This window comes from Halobacillus halophilus, assembly GCF_020171985.1.
Classification (GTDB): domain Bacteria; phylum Bacillota; class Bacilli; order Bacillales; family Halobacillaceae; genus Halobacillus; species Halobacillus halophilus_A.
Map to the genome: position 1 here is coordinate 17213 of NZ_JAIVAL010000016.1, position 19497 is coordinate 36709.

Genomic DNA, 19497 nt, shown 5'->3' on the forward strand with positions numbered 1-19497 from the left:
ATGCTCCAATTGCTTCTTACTTTTTATGTCTCCTTTTGCTTATTATGTCCCTGTAAAGAGGACTGCTAATGGATTTAACACCCGCCAAGAAATCATGATACGGAGGATAAAAATGAAACCATATTCTCGATCGGAATTCTTCAAGCCGTTGTTACGACCATAGCACTAACACTAGATCTTTGGATTTTATAGATGGCTACGGCCACAGGCCCTCAATCTGTGGCCGTTCGCGAATCAAGTCCTGCCATGTGGATTTGCTGAACAATTACTAACCCCCACATTCGACTGCAGGCAAAGGGATTATGGCTATGGGGATAGAATCCCCCCCCTATGTGACTGACAACGTTGGCGATGGCGTGAGGCAGTTTAATTAATACCTCCATTCCAAAATAATAGTACAGTAGTATAAAAAAACCGCCTCTTAGTGAGGAAGGAGACAGCTTTATGGTAAAAATAAGGTAATGGGTGGTGATCTTATTAGCAACTCTAAATCATCGAACCCCTCACAGGGGGATTTCTCGCTTAAAAATAGCTGGCTTAGCTGGATCACTTTCCTGATAAATCTGGTTGTTATTGTTATTATTTCAAGCGAAGATGTTGAGATACCTAATTATGTCACGATTTCCCATGTTCTTTTAGCAATAGCGGTTCTAACGGAGTTCACAGGTATATTTACCAGTAAAGGGTTTGGAAGATTGGTCGGCGGGTTCTCTGTGATCCTAGCTATAAGTATAGCAATTATATTCTTAATAGTTCGCACCGTAGCAAATGCAAGATATCCGCATTGAGATTTTTTTGACTTTTCGTAGCTCGTACTCTCTTTAGTTAATGTAGCTATTATTAAATGGGGCTAAAGATAATTTACATGATATGTTTGGATATAAAATCTTGTCTAAACGCGAGGCTGCTGTTCCTCCAAGAATTCTTGTAGATAACCAGAACCTACTTCTCTAATTTTAAATAAAGAGGTGGTGTTTATCGATCCTTTAAGTTTTTAAATACGCGATCATGTTCTGCCAGTGTTTCATTGAGCATTTTTATTCCCTCTTTATCCCGCTCACCCTTTTTGCTTAGAATAATTTGGTTATTCTTTATTTTAAATTCAATTTCATCTCCAGGTAAAATATTCAATAAATCAACAATGGATTTCGGAAATCCTATCCCAAGGCTCTTTCCCATTTCAACCACTTTTTGAGTTTCTATTATTTTGAACGCATGATTAGGGAGTGCTGCAATAAATTCAGGCACTGTTTTAACAATGTGGGAAGTATCCAAGGTACGGTGGGACCTTCGCAAAGAGGAGGCATCTTTCGCTCCGAAAACAGTCAGTTCAATACCAGGGAAATTCTTTTTTATTTCCTCGTAAGCACATATTACTTCCTTGGAAGAAGCCACTTCCAACAACGCTCCAGTCAAACTAGATTTAATATATAGTCTGCTCATTTCCATTCCCCTATCAGGAGTTTTTTATTTTATATAGAAATTATAATTTATTATTATGTATATGTTATCATGTCGACTCGAAACAATCATGGGTGCATTATGTTTCTGTCCAAAATGAGGAGATTTACCACGCTTTAAAGGAGCGCAGATTTCAGAAATCATAGGTATCTCATAGAAACATTCTGCCGTTTTCCAAAAGTCTTCATACTCGCTTATGACATTATTTATCTGATAATTAATGTCATATACAATATATTTTAATTAATCTAGAATAATCTAGGAGATGATTCCCGATGAAAGACCTTACCTGCGTGGACGACATCGTACAATAAATCCCGGAGACCGAATCCTTTTTCTACAGGATCTACGCGACGTTCGGTACGATTGTCTTTTCGTACCGGGTGAAATGGAAACTCAGCCCGAATTCGAACTGACCGACGAATCGACGCAGGATTTTAAGATCCACCTGTTCGAACAGACGGGCCGGGCGACTACATAATATAAACTTGTTGAACGTGAGGGTCAGGCGTACTATTCCGATGGCAAACCCCTTTTGCACATGACTCTTCCTGAGCTCCTCACGCTCTTCGAAACACCTTAGACCGACGCCCTCCCCGGCGGTCGGTTTAATTTAGCAAACCATTCAATATTAAGTCATAGTATTACATATCATTATTCCACCTTAGTGTTACGTGTTGTGATTTGTGATTTTTTGCATAAGCTACATGATAATGGATACCGGAATTATGAGTACGGCATGAACCAATAGTGGTTTTCTGCACTTCTCCGTATGAAAATTGTGTTATAATTGTATAAACAATCATAATTATATAGACAAGACGTTATAATTTAACGATTTCTTGTCCAGGATGGGAAGGAGATTGTAAAGAAATGAGTGTGAATGCGTTGAACGAAAAGCATGAGAAGACTTACACACGTAAAGTCAGCCAAGTAGGCAACAGTTTATCCTTCAATATCCCCAAAGACCTTGCTAAGCAGCTGCACGTTTCTAAAGGTGATGAACTTCATATCCATTATGATGAAAAAGAAGACGGGATCATTGTAAAAAAAGCGAATCGCGTCCCCGATGGTGTTCGACCTGAAATGCTAAAAGCGATGAACAGAGCTACTTCAAAGTATGACCAAGCTCTCCGTAATTTAAAAGACAGATAAAGTGGGGTTGTTTGGGGAATGGTGTATTTTACTGAAGAAGAAATTCTCTATTTGCATTATACAATGATGGAGATGTACGACGATCTCGACCAAGCGGGTATTTACTCTCGGAGTGCATTTGAAGCTATGCTGGAAAGACCCAGGACCGAATTATTCGGAGAAGAACAGTTCCCTTCTCTTTTCCAAAAAGCCTGCTGCTATTTTCACTCGATTGCCAGGAGTGGCCATATTTTTAATAACGGAAATAAGCGAACCGCGCTTACGGTCCTTGAGACTTATCTAAATATGAACGGTTGGGAACTCGCTTTTACCAATAAAGAAGCAGAGGATTTCACAGTGTATGTGGCAAAGGATGATAAATTCAAAGAAAACGACTGCATAGACTACCTCCTGGAAGAACTGTCTCCCTATCTCGTCATATTAGAAGATGAACGTTAAAGACAACATTGAGCCCCCAAGACTTCGGATCGGAAGCCTTGCCGGGTTTTATTTTTTGTATTGATTTCGCGCGATCAAAAAAACAGGAATTTACCACCCCCTTCTTGCAGGCTCGGGAAGGTTTTTTGTTTTGAATTATATTCCATGTTATGTAATACATAAACCATTTCATTAAACCTAACCAAAACCCTCACCCGGGATGGCGTAACCAGGCTGGTTTACGCTACACTTCATGTACCCGTAATCTTGATTAAGAGAAAGGAAAATCTCTATGGATCGTGAGATCGAAACCCTCATCGTACAATCCATCACCCTGCCTATGGTCTTGAAGGTTTTCGAACGTGACAAAGAAACGTTCAGCACCTGGCGCATGCAGAAATCATGCTTCGAGTTTCCGTCGTGGATACAAAAGACGGAAAGCAATTGTCCGTCGTCGTAGAGCTTGAGGGGACCAACCATCAGGTGATGGATATAGCCGAAGTCGCCCAGTATGCCGAGGTGATCGGAGAGGCGGGTGTGGAAAAAGTGTTGCTCCACATCCTCAACGAAGAAGAAAAGGCGGTCGAAATGAACATCGAAGGGCCCATTCATTAACGAATAGAAGCGACCATCAGCTCCCGAGGCGGCGGGGGCTTTCTTCTTGTCTAAAAACAAGCCTACATCAAAGGAGTGGATGCAATTGCCGAACACGAAAACCGAACCTTATATCCAACCGAGTCTTTCTGTGGACGCCGCATGCAGCGGCAATCCCGGGGAGATGGAATACCAAGGCGTAGATACCGCCACGGGCGAGCCGGTGTTCACCTCGAAGGTGTATCCGGTCGGTACGAACAACCTGGGCGAATTCCTCGCCGTCGTTCACGCTCTGAAATACCTGCACGACCAAGGGTCGCGCGTCCCGGTTTATTCGGATTCGCACACGGCTCTCGCGTGGGTCCGGAACCGGCGGGCCAACACGAACCTGAAACGAAACGCCGACACCGAAGGATTGTGGCAGGACATCGATGCCGCCATCCAGTGGCTGCATACGCATGAATTTCCCAATCCGGTTCTGAAATGGGAGACGAAATCGTGGGGCGAGGTCAAAGCGGACTTCGGCCGCAAGTGAAGCAAAAAAGGAGGCGCTGAGCGCCTCCTTTTCTTTTATTTCATCACGAATCAGTTCGAATAAAGATAATCCCGGAGCATCTCTTTTCCTTTCGGGCTTACGTACTGCCCGCCGGGGAGTTGAATGTTTTCGTCACTAATTTCCCCTGTGACAAAACAGGCTTTTTCCACTTTATATTTCTGCAAAATAATCCGCTGGTTATCCACGAATATTTCCACGGGGTCTTTTTCTCTTATATCTAAACTCCTTCGGAGCTCCATCGGGAGAACCACACGCCCCAATTCATCCACTTTTCTTACAATACCGGTGCTTTTCATTCGGCACGCTCCTTTATCTGATTCTATCCAAATACCGTCGTCCCCTCACTAAACTGTGAGAATAAGGAAACAAAGGCATCTGTTGGTATTTTAATAGAAAAATAGCTTATAACCAAATTCAGTGTATGTGATCCCCCGAATGAAGACGAGCTGTCGCGCGGGGCGCAACCAGTCAAATGCGCGAAGTTATTAAAAGGAGGATGACCTATGGAACTAAAACCGGTCACATCAGAAAATCATTGCGAGATTTGTGCGAGCCATGAACACCTGTCCCCAGAGTGGATGGATAAACACATTGAAAATAAAGGATGTACGGCGGAGTGAGTCACGTCTATACAACCATCAATCAAAGGAGCTGGAACAGATGAAACTATATGCCAGAGAGAAAGCAACGGGGCAAATCGTCGAAGTGGTGTCCCTCCAGAATACCAAAAGCAAAGTAGGGGTTATTTGTCCGGCCGAAGGACACTTGAGCCTCCAGAAAAACGACATCGATTTGATTGGATTCCGGAACGGCAAAGGAGCGACAGGTGAGCTGCAATGCCCAAACGAAGACGACCGAAAAGACATCGAGCACTATGTAGCGAAAAACTGGATCACATGAATCCGAGCTTACCGCGGCGGAGTTTCGCCGCGGGGGTTTCTTTGGATGAACAGGAGGTTTTCGCGCTGTATGGACATCGCTGATTTCAGTTATCAACTAAAAAACGTTCTTTGGTCCGAGGAGGCATTGTCCCTCATCCCTGATTTCGGGTGGAACGACGGGGGTTGCCGCTCCCTCATGAAAGCCTTTATGATTTGGTTCGGTTCTGATTCATTACGCACGTATCAAATTGTGAAAGAACCGGACCAGTTTCACTCCGAGCACGCGTTTGTACGCCTCGGCGACTGGTTTCTGGACGGGGACGGTGTCTCGGGACTTCTTGAAATGAAACACCGCTGGCTCTATGAGGAAGGATTCAGCGCTGTCATCATTCGCGAATTCGATCCGGAGACCGAACCAAACCACAGCAACGGAGAAGAACCGCATTATATTCATCCGGCCTTGATTCGCAAGCTGGTTCAGATTCTGGATAAACACTTCCACCACCAAGAGGTTTACGCATTACTGCAATCTCCTCTCCAACCAACTATACAAATAAAAAAGGAGCCGTCCCATGAAACTGAATTCTAAACAGCAATCCTACCAGGGCATCCCGCTCAGACTCATCAAACGCAAGTACAAACATTTCAAGGCGAAGCGATTTACGATCAATGATACCAGACAGAACGTGTGGATTCCGAACAAACATCTCGACCATGATGGAACGATCAAACCGGGGGAGGATCTCGATTACATCTTCCGCAAAGCGGAGCGAAAGCTGGAGCTCGCAGAAGTGAGCTGGGGTTGGACCCGAGATTGAAGAAATTTTAAAGAGGAATATAACGCGCCAATGTCTTAGAGAGCGCACGGTAAAACAATCAAAACACTGAAATGAAACACATTTTGTTATAATGGAAAAATACTCCTTCATGTTGGAATATATGTATAGTAATCGGGCAAACTATTAAGTTAGGAGGACGAATATGAAAAAAGCGAATGCAGTTTTTATGATCCTATCAGGATTGCTGGTCTTCTTTAACTTCACCACATCCATCGGTGGTATTGTGATGGGCGGCGAGCAAGCTCTAGCCATTCTTATGCTGGGATTAATCCCATTAATCATCTGGATCATCTTGCTGATTTTGTTACAGAAAAAGAAAGAGGTTGCATCGTTCACTCTCCCCGTGTATATCGGTTTGACCATACTGCTCGGGATTCATTTTTATTTCCTAACCACAGACTTGTCCTACGGATTCAGTACAATCTTATCGTTCTTTGGGTTATAAAAAAAGCGGCATGAGAAATCATGCCGCTTTTATCTATTTAGTTGGGAAGTTAGCAGCGATCAAAGACGGCGTTGATAGTCACGTATAAATCATAATTCGTCCATTTGTTGTCAGCCGCACAATCGAGCAGAATTTCATCACATTGGCAATCGCCGTTTCCATACGTTCTCCAGCAATTGTCGTGAGCTTTACAACAGTCGTCTAACGCATCTCGGCTCGACCCGCCACCAAAGTCTCCGTAAGTGCCGCAGTTCCTTCCGCAGTAACTGTATCCGATATTGACGTTACCCATGACGTAGTAAGGATAACAACCGTCTCCAAAGCTGGCCTGGATGGTTGCACCGTCTTGTTCTTCTTCTGTTTCTTCTTCAGCACCCGTCTCCAAATCTTTGCTGAGAAAAGCTGTCGCCTTCTTATCTTTTACGGAAAACAGCTTGACTCCGTCCCGATTTGGGGTAAAGGCCGCTCCGAAAAATTGAAGCTCGAACTTACCCTTGATTTCTTTGAACACAATGTCCATCTCGGCTTTATCCTCAAACGCCAATTTAATTTTTCCGATAGGTGGTGTGTCCGGGTTTTTCGTATCGACCACGAAAGCCTCCTCGACTTTCCTTTCCACATTGCTAAGGTTTTGAAGCTCATTCAGAGCCATCAAGAGGGGTTGATAATTTTGATGCGTTTTAGCCAAAGCAATGATCTGTTCGACTCTTTTTTCCGTTAATTGTTTCTTCATTATGGTAAATCCTCCTTTTAAATGTCCGAAGCATAGTTGAACGTGACAATTTCTCCATCACATTCAGAATTATTCAGGAATTCCTTGTCCGTTTGCGGATCATGATTACGCTCCGTCTGGAAACCTGCCTTATGGGAACAACGATCTTGCTCACCCCCTATATTTTATAAAGAGGGCAAAGGGCCGAAAAAATCCAAATTCCTTTTACATTTTTTTTAATCAATAAGAAGTCGCGCCGGGCGCAACCAAGAAAACGAGCGACGGTTCTATGTAAAAACTGGTAAATTTATCCAAACAATTAAATATATAATATAATTAGGAGGAATGTCAAGTGTTATTTGAAATCAGAGACGAAAAAGGAAATGTCTATAACAAAGTGGAACATCCCGCGGTGGTCTTCGATAAGGACTGCGGAACGCTTCTTAAAATCGGCAGCCGAGAGAAAATGCTTGCGTATTTCAACGAGACGAACGATAAATACCGGGCGAAAGGGCTCGATGACATGGCGGATAACCTGTACTACATGGAACTACCGAAAGATCAGGACGAAATCGATCGCGTCTTTCACAACACCGGGTACATCAAGCGTCTGTATGAAAAATCGTTCCCTCATCAACGGAACGCGCAGTAAATTCAGCTACATAGAAAAAAGAAAGGAGTGAAGATCCATGAGCATCCGACACCGCCTATTAAACATCGGGACGGGATTTACGGCCTTGTGGCTGGCGTGGGCCCTTATTCAAGTATTCACCTCCCCGATAATCGCGCAGGGACTCCGGGCCGTGGTCGTCCTGGGGGTCGCCGCGGTGATCCTAAACGCGACCGGCAAACGGATTATCGATTTCGTGAAAAGCGCATCGATTCCCCTGCCGAACCTGCCGCACCGGAGGTCCGCCACGGTTCCGCCGACCGAGGACGACTATAAAAACACGTATTGAACCTAGAACTGACCGAAATCCCATACCGTGTGTTGCGGTGTGGGATTTTTTTTCTTTTCCCGTAGGAAAAAGAGACGCTCAGTGTCATTCATTTATAGTTTTTTACATTATTTACTATTTCCTGTCCATATCACACGACCACCTTGCATCGGTTTTTAATTGTAGAATCGGCGGCAACCCGTCGGATCGCTCCGCTCCCGACCGATGAAAAGGATGAGGAAGACTAAACTTAGAGGAGTGTTTTATAATGGAATGTATTATCACAAAAAACAATTTGGACGAAGTTTTCGAGCGCATCGTCGTTGGACTCATCAAGGCGGAAAACTATAACAAAAACTGCTTCGGGACGTCGGATTTAAAACACGCGTGGCATATGAATCACGTCCTGGACACGTTCATCACAAAAGTCGTGGATTCCGGTTACTGCCAGCATACCCTGCTTGGACACACGCTTACGAAATACGGCTATACGCTGGAAGTCCCGCAGAACATGGCACTCAAGCAGGAAGCGGACGATGATTTCCGCATTGATATGAGCGAGTACGAGCGGGCACTCGACATCAGCAACCACGTCTTCGAAAGCACGGTCGCATCGATCAACGAAGGACACATGGCGTACCGATAACCCCCGCACCAAAAACCCATCCCGTATCACACGGTGTGGGTTTTCTTTTTGACATCGCATCGGTATGTCATGCGCATGCCGTCTACCCTAGCGTGTGACCATCACGGAAGTTCTTTTTTGTTATCCCCAAGGCATAGAACCCCTGGTTGCTCGGGACTCCCTCGCACCCCGATTAAACGAGTGCAAAATACTTCCCTTCAGGACATGATGGTCCCTACCCCTTCCTCCGGCTTATCCACCGGGGGAAGGGGGTTTTTTTTTGACCAGCAGACCGACAAGTTCTCTGAACGACCAGACCTCCGGCCGAGCGTGGCGGAACGACCGAAGACCTGGTTGCTACGCGCAACCCGATCAACCCTCTGACTCCCTCCTTTCAATAAAGTAAGGGTCGTCACGGTCTAAAAACAGGGGTGCATCGTGCATCGGCTTCGAACGTCTGTATCGTGGTAGTGCAGGCGAACCACGCGTCGCCCGAGTACCCATCGACATCGCGTAGCTGTATTGGTAGTGCAGGTCATCCTGCGCGTTGTTTGAGTACCCCCTCCCCTCTTTTCCGGATCACCGGAGAGAGAGGGGTACTTTTTTGGCAGCAGACCGGGAACGTGTTAGAACAACCAGAACCTCTAAAAGTGGGACGGTCCGGGATGAATCGGTAACGAATACACGGTTGCTCGCCGCAACCCGGTCAACATCGTGAAACCAAGTAAAAAACACTTAAAAACGAATGGAGAGATTATCATGGCAGATTATAAATACTTAGGATTGACCGCATATATTCGTGGCGTAGACCACAAAGAGGTTGGGGTGCTGCTGGAAGCGATTGACGCCTTGCAGGGCTCCGTCGAGGTGAAGGATTTCGACTTGGATGATTACGCAGAGGTTGTAAATTCCGAGGCGTATGAGCAGGTGTACAACGAAAGCAACTTGAGCTTTATTGAAGAATCCGAGCTTCCGATGAACACGCCGGAATACTACAAAAAGCCTGTCATCGAGCCGGTGGTCGTCAGAGAAGTGAAGTTCACCCGCATTTACATCCCGGCGGTCGCGAAGAACCAAGACCGAATCGAATCGTACATCCATGACGGGGTCCGCCCGTTGATCGAGCAGCTTTTCGGAGACAAACTGGTCTGCATGAAGCAGAAAGACGGCGTGGAGTACCAGGAGTTCAACGAAGGTGCGGAAATTGTGCTGGTATCGACCAAGAAAAAGAAAGAAGCTGTAAACGCGTAAACGTATCGAACCGATCGTCTCTTAACTGAGGCGGTCGGTTCTTTTTTTTGCTATTTTTTTACTCTCTCCCCCTTTAGTGTCTCTTTATAAATTGAAACCGAAAAAAGAAGGAGGAGTTTGAATGAGTCAACCTAACAATGGTTTCGCAACCTTATCCTTACAACAAACGAAAGACCTGGTAGGGGACCTGAAACCCAGCGGCTTGGTTAAGAAGAAATTGGGAGACACCCCTGCTGTGGAACCCACCATTGCCGTGCAGGACGTGCGGATAGACAATGAGGTGTTTTTCCGAGTCGTCACATCTTATTATTACGCAGGAGAGCATTTACAGGTCATGGTGCTAGAAACGAAAGATACAGACAACAACACCGTTGAACTTTCAGAAAAACTTTGGGAATACAATGAAAGTATAGGTAAATTTATTCACAAAAAATATATTAATGGCGTTAAAACCGTCCTACGTGAACAAACGGAGGGATATGGTAAACCTGAAGACGTTCCGGAACTCCGCCCACCGATGAGAACCCAAGGATTTTGGGAGGATCAGCATACTTGTACGGCAAGTGGCTCCTGTTGTTACTTCGGTGGAACTATGGATGAACCTTATAATCATTGCGGCAAGTACTGTGGAGACCACGAATCGTCTGGTGGAGGAACTCCAATCAATACTTGCGATGCGTGCTGTGAAAACCACGATAACTGCTTGCGATCTGCAGGGTCACGATGCCATTGCGATGAAATCTTAAATCACTGTTACCACCTAGAATCTTGTCCGGGTGACTCGATCATGGGAGCTGGAATCCGATCGGCAGCTTTCTTTGCGGATTGTGATTATGAGCAATTTTGGTAAAAATCAAAGGCGATACAACGAAAAACGTACAGAGGTCTAATAGCCTCTGTACGTTTTTTTTTTTGATATTATCCTGAGAAGAAGTTATATACCGAAGCACCGTCGCCAGCCATCCAATAGGATAGAGCACCGAGGGAGATGAGGAACCAAACCGTTCGCCATGTGTTCTGTTTTTTTAAAGACTGAATCAAATAAAAAATACCCCACCACACAAATGTTGTCGAGATTGCAAAATTTATCGAAGGATACGTCACCTGGCTCATCGCATTTCCGAACCAACCGAGCACTCCAACTGCTGATATAATAACCAGCACGATAATGTTAAGTATATGGAACCATTTTCCCTTCATTCTAATCCTCCAATCCATAAATCGCTACTCCAATTTCAATACCACAAAATACCATATTCTACACTTCATCCCATAACAACAATAGGAAAATCATTTTTTTTTGGCTCTGAACCAGCTATGAAAATATTAATTGAAGGTAAAGTGTTCGTTAAGAGGTTGTAAATCATTTGATTCAAGCTCCTCCTTCCACTCTTTAGGGAGTACATCATTTAAAGGAGGAATAATCAATGAAGTTTTTGAACAAATTTGTCACGGAAAGTGAAGCAAGGAATTTCGCCGGGGAATTTAAAAGAAGCGGGCTGGTGAGTAATCTCACCCCCAATACGGTAAAAGAGCGTATCGTACCAAGCAAGATCGGATACAAAGAGGTCCGTGATGAAGAAGATAATGTGATGGGTAAAATGCGCATATCTTATTATTACGTCGATGCCCATTTGCAAATACTGGTCGTGGAAGAAAAGGATGTGAATAATAAAACGATAGAATTCACAGAAAAATCCTGGCAGTATAATGAAAAAACCGGAACGTATGACCATAAAAAATTCGTCAATGGAAAATTAACCAAAAGCAAAAACCTAATTCATGGGTATGACAAGCCTGAAAACATCGCGGAGTTTGAAGGAATTCAAGACGATGGGAGCGATCAAATGCGCATTGCTGCAGATGACCCAGGCTCCTGTTGGCAGACGATCCCAAACCTTCCTTACGAGTCGTGCTGCATGTTTAACGACGTGCGTTATAATTATTGCGGCGCCGGTTGTGGTGTGGCCCGAGAAGACGGCGGCGGAACACCTGTAAATGACTGTGATGAATGCTGTGTATCACACGATGTCTGCATGAATAATAGCTCCGAGCGTTGTGATTGCGACGAGGAGATAGTCGATTGCTTAGCAAGTGCATCATGCCCGGGTGATTCGACAATGGCTTTTGGAATTCGGCAGGCGGCTCGTTTTGCATCTTGTGATTACAACGGTTAATTGGAACAATGAAACGCTGGGCGGTAGAAAACCATCCAGCGTTTTTATTTTACTTAGCTTGGGTTATTTAAAATACTTATGGCAATAAAGATAGTAATACCAATAACCGAAACATTAATGACAGTTAGTACAAAAGCGATACCAGAAACCATACGGCTTTTTTTTGGTCTATCATTCTTTTTTTTGGAACTAAGAAACATAGCAGTTAATATGAGAGAAACAATGGCGCCTCCACATGCCGTGTAAAATAATACTTCTCCAACAAAACTATCCCAAATTGAGAGAGCCGGTATATTTAAAACGATACACAGGGAAACGTAAATACTAATAAGCAAATACGCGTAATCCATTTTTGAATTGTTGATAGGGGTCTCCCCTCCTTTTATGAAAACGTATCTTCGCCTCATGCTTCTGCATATTATCCCAAATATATCCATACCCATCAATATTGTTGTTGCAATCTTTACATGGGATTAATAAAAGTCTTTAGACGTCACTCCCTTGATTTTTTTGTAAACAACAATCTCATTCGAATCTCACACCGCACCGACACCCGGTGCGTACCCACGGCATGTTAGACAGCATACGTATCTCATGCAGAACCCCACGCACAGGACATCCGCACCGTATGCCACACTCCATCTCCAAATACATACCATGTCGCATGGTGTGCGTATAGGATGTGAAACGTCATGCACACGACCGGATTTTAATAGGTGCTCACACGGCATATCACACAGCGTGCGTATCTCATGCGACATATCTTAAACGTGAACGTAACGTGCCTGCGGTGCGGGATGGCGTGCGTATATCGTGTGCCTGATGTACGGCATGGTATGCTCATGACATCAAACCCTTTATCGGATACGTATTTCATAGGGTACAGCGTACGCATGCTATTTCGCATAGAGTGTCACACGGTATGAAAACCCTTCTTTTTTTGATGAACAGACAAACCCGCTTCTCGTTAAGGACCAGACGACTCTCTCCTGACTCGATCGTAAAGACCGGTGCGTAAGACCACACCGTTTTTCGGGCAGCAGACCTTATATTTTCTCGAAATACCGGAGTGTGAAACCGTTGTGCTGACAGCGTTTTAAGGGCAAGCGCCTGCCTTCAAGGCGGGTCCCGCGCCCGTCGGTGGTTTTTGTTGATTCGCTCGCTGTCGCTCGTATAACCGCTCCGGGCTTCCCGCCTTTCAGTCAGGCAAGATCCTTTCATCCAAGCAGCGCGGAGCCTTCCTCCGCTCGGTGGTTTTTCCTGACTTTTTTAGCTCATCCCTCTTGTCCCAATCGGTATGTACAGAGATCAATTTTTTGGCATACAACCGCCTCGCGTCGTCCGCGCTGTCGGACTCTAGGACACTCTCTTGAAGGTCTTTCTTGCCGATCCGCTGGGCGCTCCTCGAACACCTTTCCCGTCAGCTTCCCCTCCACCCTTTTCTGGTAACTCCCCGTCTCCTATCGAGTATTATCCGGCCATTCCGGGGCGTCCTACGCAACGCCCCTGCACGACCAAATCCCGGCGCGTCATTCTTCCTGCAACTCGTCCCTCATGGAGAGATGTCGGGACGGAAATCGCGCCGGAATCCGTTGACGGACGCGTCATACGCCATTTCCGTCTGATAGAGCTTGGCGGATTTTGCGATTCCTATAACGGCGCGGTTTATCGGAAGTAGAATCCGTCACGGATTATGGGTTGGTATCGCCTCGATGTGCTGGACGCCTTGGCGCGCCTGAAACGGTACGGTACTCGCCTCGGGTGGGCGGATTTTCGTAGCGTGTAGGGGAAAGAGCATAAGGGGGACGTATGACAAGCCTCGCTACGCTCATTTGTCAGTCAGCATAGCTGACCGTCCCCCTTACGGCGAACAGAAACGCTTACGCGTCCCTGTTCTTGGTCCTTCGCTTGCGCTCCGGACTGCTCATTCGAAAGCTCCTGTTCGTCGCTTTCTATTATTTCAAGGTCAAGTTCAAGACCTCTCCTGCTCTCCCTCAGCGATCCATCTGGATCACTGTGTCCGCTCCGGTAGAAAAGATATGCTGGAGCCGTCTGTTCCCTCCCCAAAGCTCGCACTTTGGTCGTACACACACGAAACGAATATTAGTACGTACGCCGGGCTGGCATACGGACCGGTGTGCGCTTACTTACACCGGTCCAAAAGGGATGTTCGGCGTACATCCGAAGTACCCTAACCCCACACCTTGTTATTCTATACCCGACTCATGGTCTATCCCGGTGTCGAAAAAGGGTATAGAATAAAAAAGAAAACCTTCCATATATACCCATGTCTATCGTTTTCTGAATACCTCCTTTGCATTTCTTAAATCTTTTTTTAAAAAATTGAAATTCTGTGCAACTTTTCCCGTTTGAAAAACCGTCCTCTATGATGAGGGCGTGATTAAGGAGTTCTTCCATTGGCCAATTTTAAACCCTTTCGATATGTAGAAGATATTTATGAGGCGTATTACTTCGAGTTAAAACGCTACTTAGCCAAGATGAGCAGTCCAGAAGAAGCGGACGACATTATTCAGGAACTATTCACGAAAATCATCACCAACCCAAGCATTGTCGAAGACGTCCGTTCCATTAAAGGCTGGTTGAAAGTGGCGGCACGGAACACCCTCATAGACAAGTACAAGAAAAAGAAGCCCAGCTTGTTCAAAGAAGGAGACGTTGTCGAAAGCCTGCTGATCGATCATGCGTCCCCTGAAAGCCAAACAGTCATCGACACGCAATTGGACGCAATCCTGTCCACCCTGTCCCAGACCGACAAATCCATCATTCTTGCAAAGGAATACTATGGATATGATTACAAGGAAATTAGTGAGATGTTGAATATCAACATCTCGACGATTAAATCACGGGTCTTTCGGGTGAAAAAACGGTGGGCGAAAGCTAGGAGGGATTCAGATGAATGAATATGAAAGAAAAATTCATAAGCTATCTCAGGAATTAATACCTGTATTTGATGAATTGGACGCGGAAACGAAAGAGATTATTCAGGAGCACGCCCGCCATTGCTCAGAATGTGACCGTATGCTGAATACAGGAGATTTTATGGATACAGAAACAGAAAAGACGGAAGATGGCGAGCGTGATGACGCCCCCATTCAACCTCTCCGACAACTGGTCCATATCAATCGGGGCATACGGGTAATGGTGTTTCTAATAAGGATATTAGTGCTGGGTGTCATTTCTTATAACAGCCTGCGCTTTCAAGAATTTGGAGATGTGGTACGGACGTTTCAAGCCGGAACCTTTTTGATCTACCTCCCCACAGCAATTTTCCTGATAGCCTTCACATGGACATTCTTAAATAAAAAATGGGTGTTCTATTCAATAGTGGCGGACGTAATCATTCTTTTGGGGATCTGGCAACTTCCATTGCTTCAATAATTTTAAGGAGGAGATTCGATGTACACCGCACTTGCTGACGGATTGTTTTTAGGTTTATTGATATTTAGCTTCTTTTTTATCATTTCAAAATTCAAGGGTGTGTATTTTCTAGCGCCGCTCTTAACGTTCCTTACGGCGTTAGGTGTCGTTCTATATAGCATTATCATTGTTAGAGGGTTCGAAGCCATGGGGTATCTCTTTCTTGCTGGAGGTATTTTTCTCATTAGCGTATTAGGGACGGCGTTGCTTCCTTTATTGACCAAGTCGGAAAAGCTCAGAAAGGTATCTCTTTGGGAAAAAATCGCTTTGTTTGTCCTCCCGGTGGTTTTCTTCGCCACTATATTCATTGCGACATCAGCTGGAAAGGGTTACTGGATTGTAAATGAAGGTCATGCCGTTGTTCAAAATGAAATGGAGAGCTATTATAGCTTGTCCACCGATTCAAACGGAGATAAGGAAATATATGTAAAACTAGGCAAAGAGTATAAGGGAGAAAAAGTAGAGGTTCAAGAAGTGAATCAAAACGATGACACCGAGGTTGTTGTCCATGTGATGGAGAGTGAAAGCAATGAAAACAACGCTAATAAAGCGCCTTTTATCATTATAGGACTCGATGAAATTAAGGAACCTTTAACGGTTCGCACGACAGAGGGAGAAGAATTACCATCGGTTCTTGAAGTGACGAGTGGGCAGTGAGAATATCTTTTGAAAAAAATATATAGAACTTCAAAACAAGCTCTTTCACATCATTATTTAACATTAACACACCCATTTGCAAAAAAAGCATTTTAAATGATCAATCGCCCCCAATACTATACGGCTCAGTATTGTGCTATATAGTATTGTGACAATGTCTTAATTCTCCTCAATACCTCCAAGCTTTTTCATGGCAATGAACAAGTAGGAGAAAATGACGAAGATGTGACTGAAAAACAGGCTCAGAATCCACCATTTTGTCGTTACATCATCATATGTATCCATAGGATAAGGCATCAGGGTACTTGGATAGATGATTCCTACTACAGCTGCATATGCCAAAACGATCAACCCACTCATAACGTATTTGGGTTGTCCATATTCTTTTAGAATGCTTTCCTGCTCTTTCCTTTGGGTTCGTAAGACGGTCAATTCTTCTTTTAGCCGAGCGAGCTCTTTTTTCTTATCGTTGTATTCACTGCTAACCATGGCAGGGGTTTTAAAACCGGACATCCATCCAGGCACCGTGGAGCTTTGTGCTTCCACCATTTCTCCAAACACCTCATAGATTCGTTCGTACCACTTCTCCCTTTCCGGATACTTCATTGCATTTTTCTCCTTAAACTCCTCAAGTGTTGCTTCTCCTCCTTCGACAATTTCATTTTTGATCTCCAGGAGTTGTTCAAAGTACAGTCTCAGTTTCTCGAGGGGTAATGAATCATATTCCGTTTCCTGTACGATCTTCTCTAGATTATTACCTTTTATTAAACCTTTAATTGCATCGTCATCATCGATAAAGTCATTCAAATCTTCTTGGAACAAGTAAGTTTCTACCTGTTTTAGCAGGTCTTCTTTTGTCTTGATATCATTGTTAAATTCACGGAGTTTCCTCTTAACACTGCTTTGTTCACTAGAAATTGAAATGACACGACTGACCAAAAACCCACCGATAATTGCAACCAGCGCAGCTGTAGATGTGATTACGGTCGTGAGTAAACTATCTAAATCCATCTGTTCTCTTCCTCACTTTTTAACTATATACTTTTCGACAAAGAAAAACGATCCCAGGAAAACAGACTTTTTCAGTCCCCCTTTTCTTCTTATTCTCTTCTTTTTACTGCTTTAATTCACCCTGCATTTCCTTGATCTCGAAACTGCCTCTTACATAATCCTCTCCGTTAACAAAGGCTATATTAAATCTGATACATTTATTAGTTTAAACTCTTGGTAATCCATTGCCCTTAAAACCGATACGACGAAGTTGGAGTCCATAGCGTGATTTCCATTATAATTTAATATCACTGAACCATACACCCAGTCTTTTTGATTAATATCGCTTTTACTTTCATCCTCAGATAAAAAGAACGAATAAACAGTTTCAAAATCCCCTAACAACTTGGCATGTTTATTAAACCTTTTTTCAAACTCCTTTTCAGAAAAACTAGAAGAATATTTAATTTTTAATATATATTCCATTAGAAAACCTCCCTTATCCTACACTTCTATAAAATAGATTATGTTCCCTTCAAAAGAAATCGCATCATACTCTTCAATATCCCGTTTCTTTCAAAAAAAAGTTTCGTCTCAAATCTTGGGATATAAGGGATAGTGTGAGGAAAATGCTGATATACAACGTTAGGTAAATTAGAGCATAGAAAATATGTTCCTAAACGTTTTAAAGGAACCAATTTTCTGATTTAGTCTATTAAGTTAAAGCCCCCCCTTTACATGAAGACTTGATTTCAAGACATTTCGGTTAAATCTAACTAAATAAAGCCTTCTGTAGAATACATGGGAGCCTTTGAACCTGTTTAGCGACTAGTTAAAGCTAAATTTTTAAATTCCATGGGGATACCGTAGAAACTTTTGAATTTAATTACAGTATCTACTATAGTTAGAAAAAGAAGGTTTTATGTCCATTTATTTTTGAAATACTGGAGGTTGGAAATGACTAAAAGTTCATGGAAAAGCTACACGTTTCTTATATTGAGTGTGCTGGTGTTCATCACATGCATCGCATTTTTCATTTTTGGTTTTGCTGATGGTAGCCAATCGTTGTTAAATTTCATGTATTATTTACTTTTAATCTTGGGGATAGCTTCTGTAATCATGGGGGTTTGGAGTTTTATATCTAAATTGGCATGGAAGAAATCAACGATTTCTGCATCCGTCTTAACCATTTTTAATTTCTTTATATTCTCGTTTTTATTCTAAGAAATAGACTCTGTTAAAGTTTAGTGAAAAGAACTTCCAATTTTATGGAAGTTCTTTTTGTTTATTTTGGGCTCATTCAACTAAAGCCCCCATTAGCGAAAGACTTGATTTCAAGATAAACTCAGGAAAAATTCATACTTCATTTGAAACAAAAGTTCCAGCTACAAAATCGTGAATTGCTTTTTTATCTTTGCGAATTACAATCATTAACGCACTCACCAGCGTGGATAAACCAACAGTTAAATACCCTATTAGAAACTTGCCGATGAATTCTCTAAAAAACATATCCGCTATATTTAATTCCTTACCATTAGCTTTATTTATCCTTATGTTTACTAACCTTTTTCCTACGTTGTAGCCTCCCCAGATTACAGGAAGGATGATGGAATAAATGATATACAAGACGTTCCAAGTGACACCTTGTGTCCAATTTAGTGACGGTGTACCTGTATAAAGATAAACAAAAACTCCGATTGGAATAACAATAACTAATGTATCTAACACACCAGCAAACAACCTCATTCCAAAACCTGCTCTATCTAAATCAAACCCCATTTCTTCACCCCTTCTGAACCTTTGCTCAAAACATTACACAACCAAAAACGACTCACTAGCTCTGCTCGAACGTTCTATCAATAAAGTTATATATCCTCCCCCCTATTGAACAATCGCCCCCCCATTCATTAAGACTTGAAATCAAGATAAAGAATCATTTGCTTTTGGGATAATCTTTCTTAATCCAATCAATTATTTCGAAATAAAGATTATATACCCAATCTATATCTTCCTGTTCAGGACCTAATGCTTCTGCTTTTTCCCCTAAGTAATCAATGTGTAAGACCTTATCAGCAATATTAAAGTCAAATAGATGGAGATTATCATATAAAATCCGCCTATTGCCCTCCACATAATTTTTCCAATCGAATTCTTTATTTTCACCACTATGGATGGGGGGTTCTAAGGGGCTATTCTCACCCTCCCTCTTTAGAATCTCATTATATGCAATTGTCTTTTGTCTTCTGTCCTTATTCTTTTCTATTCTCTTTTGGTTGGCGGTCTGTGCTAGATAAGAAACAAATCCACCTATAATAACACCTATCAAAGGCAATAATGCCTGTAGTATTTGCATAGAACTCT

The 19497-nt window shown here is 43.3% G+C and carries 27 protein-coding genes; 18 read left to right on the forward strand and 9 right to left on the reverse strand.

Annotated features, from left to right (window positions below; translation table 11 throughout):
• Window positions 1-975 precede the first annotated feature (975 nt).
• Complete coding sequence (locus LCM11_RS19000; protein ID WP_224895846.1) at window positions 976-1449, reverse strand: AbrB/MazE/SpoVT family DNA-binding domain-containing protein; 474 nt, start codon at window positions 1447-1449, stop codon at window positions 976-978.
• An 885-nt stretch (window positions 1450-2334) separates the two neighbouring features.
• On the opposite strand from LCM11_RS19000, the gene LCM11_RS19005 reads away from it, so the two are divergent.
• The 4 genes from LCM11_RS19005 (at window position 2335) to LCM11_RS19020 (ending at window position 4162) form a co-directional block, all read left to right on the forward strand.
• Window positions 2335-2616 (forward strand): AbrB/MazE/SpoVT family DNA-binding domain-containing protein, encoded by a 282-nt coding sequence (locus LCM11_RS19005; protein WP_224895847.1) that lies wholly within the window; start codon window positions 2335-2337, stop codon window positions 2614-2616.
• 18 nt (window positions 2617-2634) lie between these two features.
• Window positions 2635-3054: a type II toxin-antitoxin system death-on-curing family toxin gene (locus LCM11_RS19010; protein ID WP_224895848.1), complete on the forward strand. Its 420-nt coding sequence runs from the start codon at window positions 2635-2637 to the stop codon at window positions 3052-3054.
• A 399-nt stretch (window positions 3055-3453) separates the two neighbouring features.
• Window positions 3454-3648 carry a hypothetical protein gene (locus LCM11_RS19015; RefSeq protein ID WP_224895849.1) on the forward strand — a complete coding sequence of 65 codons (195 nt, stop codon included), beginning with the start codon at window positions 3454-3456 and terminating at the stop codon, window positions 3646-3648.
• An 85-nt stretch (window positions 3649-3733) separates the two neighbouring features.
• Complete coding sequence (locus LCM11_RS19020; protein ID WP_224895850.1) at window positions 3734-4162, forward strand: RNase H family protein; 429 nt, start codon at window positions 3734-3736, stop codon at window positions 4160-4162.
• Window positions 4163-4212: 50 nt separating this feature from the next.
• Here the strand turns inward: LCM11_RS19020 and LCM11_RS19025 are convergent, their stop codons facing one another.
• Window positions 4213-4479 carry an AbrB/MazE/SpoVT family DNA-binding domain-containing protein gene (locus tag LCM11_RS19025; protein WP_224895851.1) on the reverse strand — a complete coding sequence of 89 codons (267 nt, stop codon included), beginning with the start codon at window positions 4477-4479 and terminating at the stop codon, window positions 4213-4215.
• 364 nt (window positions 4480-4843) lie between these two features.
• On the opposite strand from LCM11_RS19025, the gene LCM11_RS19030 reads away from it, so the two are divergent.
• The 4 genes from LCM11_RS19030 (at window position 4844) to LCM11_RS19045 (ending at window position 6348) form a co-directional block, all read left to right on the forward strand.
• Complete coding sequence (locus tag LCM11_RS19030; protein ID WP_224895852.1) at window positions 4844-5083, forward strand: hypothetical protein; 240 nt, start codon at window positions 4844-4846, stop codon at window positions 5081-5083.
• A 45-nt stretch (window positions 5084-5128) separates the two neighbouring features.
• Window positions 5129-5653: a hypothetical protein gene (locus LCM11_RS19035; protein ID WP_224895853.1), complete on the forward strand. Its 525-nt coding sequence runs from the start codon at window positions 5129-5131 to the stop codon at window positions 5651-5653.
• On the forward strand, window positions 5637-5882 hold the full coding sequence (locus LCM11_RS19040) for a hypothetical protein (protein WP_224895854.1): 246 nt from the start codon (window positions 5637-5639) through the stop codon (window positions 5880-5882). The genes LCM11_RS19035 and LCM11_RS19040 overlap by 17 nt, the downstream gene beginning before the upstream one ends.
• Before the next feature lie 163 nt (window positions 5883-6045).
• Window positions 6046-6348 carry a hypothetical protein gene (locus tag LCM11_RS19045; RefSeq protein ID WP_224895855.1) on the forward strand — a complete coding sequence of 101 codons (303 nt, stop codon included), beginning with the start codon at window positions 6046-6048 and terminating at the stop codon, window positions 6346-6348.
• A gap of 49 nt (window positions 6349-6397) precedes the next feature.
• Here LCM11_RS19045 and LCM11_RS19050 read toward each other — a convergent pair whose 3' ends face one another.
• The gene (locus LCM11_RS19050) at window positions 6398-7081 is read right to left on the reverse strand and encodes a hypothetical protein (RefSeq protein ID WP_224895856.1); all 684 of its coding nucleotides are present in this window, start codon (window positions 7079-7081) and stop codon (window positions 6398-6400) included.
• Between the two features lie 331 nt (window positions 7082-7412).
• Here LCM11_RS19050 and LCM11_RS19055 point away from each other — a divergent pair, with 331 nt between their 5' ends.
• From LCM11_RS19055 to LCM11_RS19075, 5 genes are all read left to right on the forward strand, one after another.
• On the forward strand, window positions 7413-7712 hold the full coding sequence (locus LCM11_RS19055) for a hypothetical protein (RefSeq protein ID WP_224895857.1): 300 nt from the start codon (window positions 7413-7415) through the stop codon (window positions 7710-7712).
• 37 nt (window positions 7713-7749) lie between these two features.
• On the forward strand, window positions 7750-8019 hold the full coding sequence (locus tag LCM11_RS19060) for a hypothetical protein (RefSeq protein WP_224895858.1): 270 nt from the start codon (window positions 7750-7752) through the stop codon (window positions 8017-8019).
• A gap of 247 nt (window positions 8020-8266) precedes the next feature.
• A complete protein-coding gene (locus tag LCM11_RS19065) occupies window positions 8267-8644 on the forward strand; it encodes a hypothetical protein (RefSeq protein WP_224895859.1) in 378 nt (125 codons plus the stop codon).
• Between the two features lie 738 nt (window positions 8645-9382).
• Complete coding sequence (locus tag LCM11_RS19070) at window positions 9383-9874, forward strand: hypothetical protein (protein ID WP_224895860.1); 492 nt, start codon at window positions 9383-9385, stop codon at window positions 9872-9874.
• A 121-nt stretch (window positions 9875-9995) separates the two neighbouring features.
• Complete coding sequence (locus tag LCM11_RS19075) at window positions 9996-10724, forward strand: hypothetical protein (protein WP_224895861.1); 729 nt, start codon at window positions 9996-9998, stop codon at window positions 10722-10724.
• A 68-nt stretch (window positions 10725-10792) separates the two neighbouring features.
• Here LCM11_RS19075 and LCM11_RS19080 read toward each other — a convergent pair whose 3' ends face one another.
• On the reverse strand, window positions 10793-11074 hold the full coding sequence (locus LCM11_RS19080) for a hypothetical protein (protein WP_224895862.1): 282 nt from the start codon (window positions 11072-11074) through the stop codon (window positions 10793-10795).
• Between the two features lie 227 nt (window positions 11075-11301).
• On the opposite strand from LCM11_RS19080, the gene LCM11_RS19085 reads away from it, so the two are divergent.
• Window positions 11302-12051, forward strand: coding sequence for a hypothetical protein (locus LCM11_RS19085; protein ID WP_224895863.1), 750 nt, complete (start codon window positions 11302-11304; stop codon window positions 12049-12051).
• 1839 nt (window positions 12052-13890) lie between these two features.
• Here LCM11_RS19085 and LCM11_RS19090 read toward each other — a convergent pair.
• On the reverse strand, window positions 13891-14118 hold the full coding sequence (locus LCM11_RS19090) for a hypothetical protein (protein WP_224895864.1): 228 nt from the start codon (window positions 14116-14118) through the stop codon (window positions 13891-13893).
• A gap of 350 nt (window positions 14119-14468) precedes the next feature.
• Between LCM11_RS19090 and LCM11_RS19095 the strand changes: the two genes are divergently transcribed.
• Genes LCM11_RS19095 through LCM11_RS19105 form a run of 3 tightly spaced genes read left to right on the forward strand, consistent with a single transcriptional unit; the run spans window position 14469 to window position 16146 of the window.
• Complete coding sequence (locus LCM11_RS19095; RefSeq protein WP_224895865.1) at window positions 14469-14972, forward strand: RNA polymerase sigma factor; 504 nt, start codon at window positions 14469-14471, stop codon at window positions 14970-14972.
• On the forward strand, window positions 14965-15450 hold the full coding sequence (locus tag LCM11_RS19100) for a zf-HC2 domain-containing protein (protein WP_224895866.1): 486 nt from the start codon (window positions 14965-14967) through the stop codon (window positions 15448-15450). The genes LCM11_RS19095 and LCM11_RS19100 overlap by 8 nt, the downstream gene beginning before the upstream one ends.
• 18 nt (window positions 15451-15468) lie before the next feature.
• Window positions 15469-16146, forward strand: a complete 678-nt coding sequence (locus LCM11_RS19105; RefSeq protein ID WP_224895867.1) for a hypothetical protein — start codon at window positions 15469-15471, stop codon at window positions 16144-16146.
• Between the two features lie 159 nt (window positions 16147-16305).
• Here LCM11_RS19105 and LCM11_RS19110 read toward each other — a convergent pair whose 3' ends face one another.
• Window positions 16306-17157, reverse strand: coding sequence for a hypothetical protein (locus LCM11_RS19110; protein ID WP_224895868.1), 852 nt, complete (start codon window positions 17155-17157; stop codon window positions 16306-16308).
• A 177-nt stretch (window positions 17158-17334) separates the two neighbouring features.
• Entirely contained in the window at window positions 17335-17622 is a 288-nt protein-coding gene (locus tag LCM11_RS19115) for a hypothetical protein (RefSeq protein ID WP_224895869.1), read from the reverse strand.
• Window positions 17623-18093: 471 nt separating this feature from the next.
• On the opposite strand from LCM11_RS19115, the gene LCM11_RS19120 reads away from it, so the two are divergent.
• The gene (locus tag LCM11_RS19120) at window positions 18094-18360 is read left to right on the forward strand and encodes a hypothetical protein (protein ID WP_224895870.1); all 267 of its coding nucleotides are present in this window, start codon (window positions 18094-18096) and stop codon (window positions 18358-18360) included.
• A gap of 132 nt (window positions 18361-18492) precedes the next feature.
• Here the strand turns inward: LCM11_RS19120 and LCM11_RS19125 are convergent, their stop codons facing one another.
• Together LCM11_RS19125 and LCM11_RS19130 are read right to left on the reverse strand one after the other, a co-directional pair.
• Window positions 18493-18915 carry an RDD family protein gene (locus tag LCM11_RS19125; protein ID WP_224895871.1) on the reverse strand — a complete coding sequence of 141 codons (423 nt, stop codon included), beginning with the start codon at window positions 18913-18915 and terminating at the stop codon, window positions 18493-18495.
• A 154-nt stretch (window positions 18916-19069) separates the two neighbouring features.
• Window positions 19070-19489 carry a hypothetical protein gene (locus LCM11_RS19130; protein ID WP_224895872.1) on the reverse strand — a complete coding sequence of 140 codons (420 nt, stop codon included), beginning with the start codon at window positions 19487-19489 and terminating at the stop codon, window positions 19070-19072.
• Window positions 19490-19497: the final 8 nt, after the last annotated feature.

Excerpts from the sequence above, each read along its gene's own strand:
- LCM11_RS19000 (WP_224895846.1), bottom strand. The coding sequence starts at position 1,449 with ATGGAAATGAGCAGACTATATATTAAATCTAGTTTGACTGGAGCGTTG.
- LCM11_RS19005 (WP_224895847.1), top strand. The coding sequence starts at position 2,335 with ATGAGTGTGAATGCGTTGAACGAAAAGCATGAGAAGACTTACACACGT.
- LCM11_RS19010 (WP_224895848.1), top strand. The coding sequence starts at position 2,635 with ATGGTGTATTTTACTGAAGAAGAAATTCTCTATTTGCATTATACAATG.
- LCM11_RS19025 (WP_224895851.1), bottom strand. The coding sequence starts at position 4,479 with ATGAAAAGCACCGGTATTGTAAGAAAAGTGGATGAATTGGGGCGTGTG.
- LCM11_RS19030 (WP_224895852.1), top strand. The coding sequence starts at position 4,844 with ATGAAACTATATGCCAGAGAGAAAGCAACGGGGCAAATCGTCGAAGTG.
- LCM11_RS19035 (WP_224895853.1), top strand. The coding sequence starts at position 5,129 with ATGAACAGGAGGTTTTCGCGCTGTATGGACATCGCTGATTTCAGTTAT.
- LCM11_RS19040 (WP_224895854.1), top strand. The coding sequence starts at position 5,637 with ATGAAACTGAATTCTAAACAGCAATCCTACCAGGGCATCCCGCTCAGA.
- LCM11_RS19045 (WP_224895855.1), top strand. The coding sequence starts at position 6,046 with ATGAAAAAAGCGAATGCAGTTTTTATGATCCTATCAGGATTGCTGGTC.
- LCM11_RS19050 (WP_224895856.1), bottom strand. The coding sequence starts at position 7,081 with ATGAAGAAACAATTAACGGAAAAAAGAGTCGAACAGATCATTGCTTTG.
- LCM11_RS19060 (WP_224895858.1), top strand. The coding sequence starts at position 7,750 with ATGAGCATCCGACACCGCCTATTAAACATCGGGACGGGATTTACGGCC.
- LCM11_RS19065 (WP_224895859.1), top strand. The coding sequence starts at position 8,267 with ATGGAATGTATTATCACAAAAAACAATTTGGACGAAGTTTTCGAGCGC.
- LCM11_RS19070 (WP_224895860.1), top strand. The coding sequence starts at position 9,383 with ATGGCAGATTATAAATACTTAGGATTGACCGCATATATTCGTGGCGTA.
- LCM11_RS19075 (WP_224895861.1), top strand. The coding sequence starts at position 9,996 with ATGAGTCAACCTAACAATGGTTTCGCAACCTTATCCTTACAACAAACG.
- LCM11_RS19080 (WP_224895862.1), bottom strand. The coding sequence starts at position 11,074 with ATGAAGGGAAAATGGTTCCATATACTTAACATTATCGTGCTGGTTATT.
- LCM11_RS19085 (WP_224895863.1), top strand. The coding sequence starts at position 11,302 with ATGAAGTTTTTGAACAAATTTGTCACGGAAAGTGAAGCAAGGAATTTC.
- LCM11_RS19100 (WP_224895866.1), top strand. The coding sequence starts at position 14,965 with ATGAATGAATATGAAAGAAAAATTCATAAGCTATCTCAGGAATTAATA.
- LCM11_RS19105 (WP_224895867.1), top strand. The coding sequence starts at position 15,469 with ATGTACACCGCACTTGCTGACGGATTGTTTTTAGGTTTATTGATATTT.
- LCM11_RS19110 (WP_224895868.1), bottom strand. The coding sequence starts at position 17,157 with ATGGATTTAGATAGTTTACTCACGACCGTAATCACATCTACAGCTGCG.
- LCM11_RS19115 (WP_224895869.1), bottom strand. The coding sequence starts at position 17,622 with ATGGAATATATATTAAAAATTAAATATTCTTCTAGTTTTTCTGAAAAG.
- LCM11_RS19120 (WP_224895870.1), top strand. The coding sequence starts at position 18,094 with ATGACTAAAAGTTCATGGAAAAGCTACACGTTTCTTATATTGAGTGTG.
- LCM11_RS19125 (WP_224895871.1), bottom strand. The coding sequence starts at position 18,915 with ATGGGGTTTGATTTAGATAGAGCAGGTTTTGGAATGAGGTTGTTTGCT.
- LCM11_RS19130 (WP_224895872.1), bottom strand. The coding sequence starts at position 19,489 with ATGCAAATACTACAGGCATTATTGCCTTTGATAGGTGTTATTATAGGT.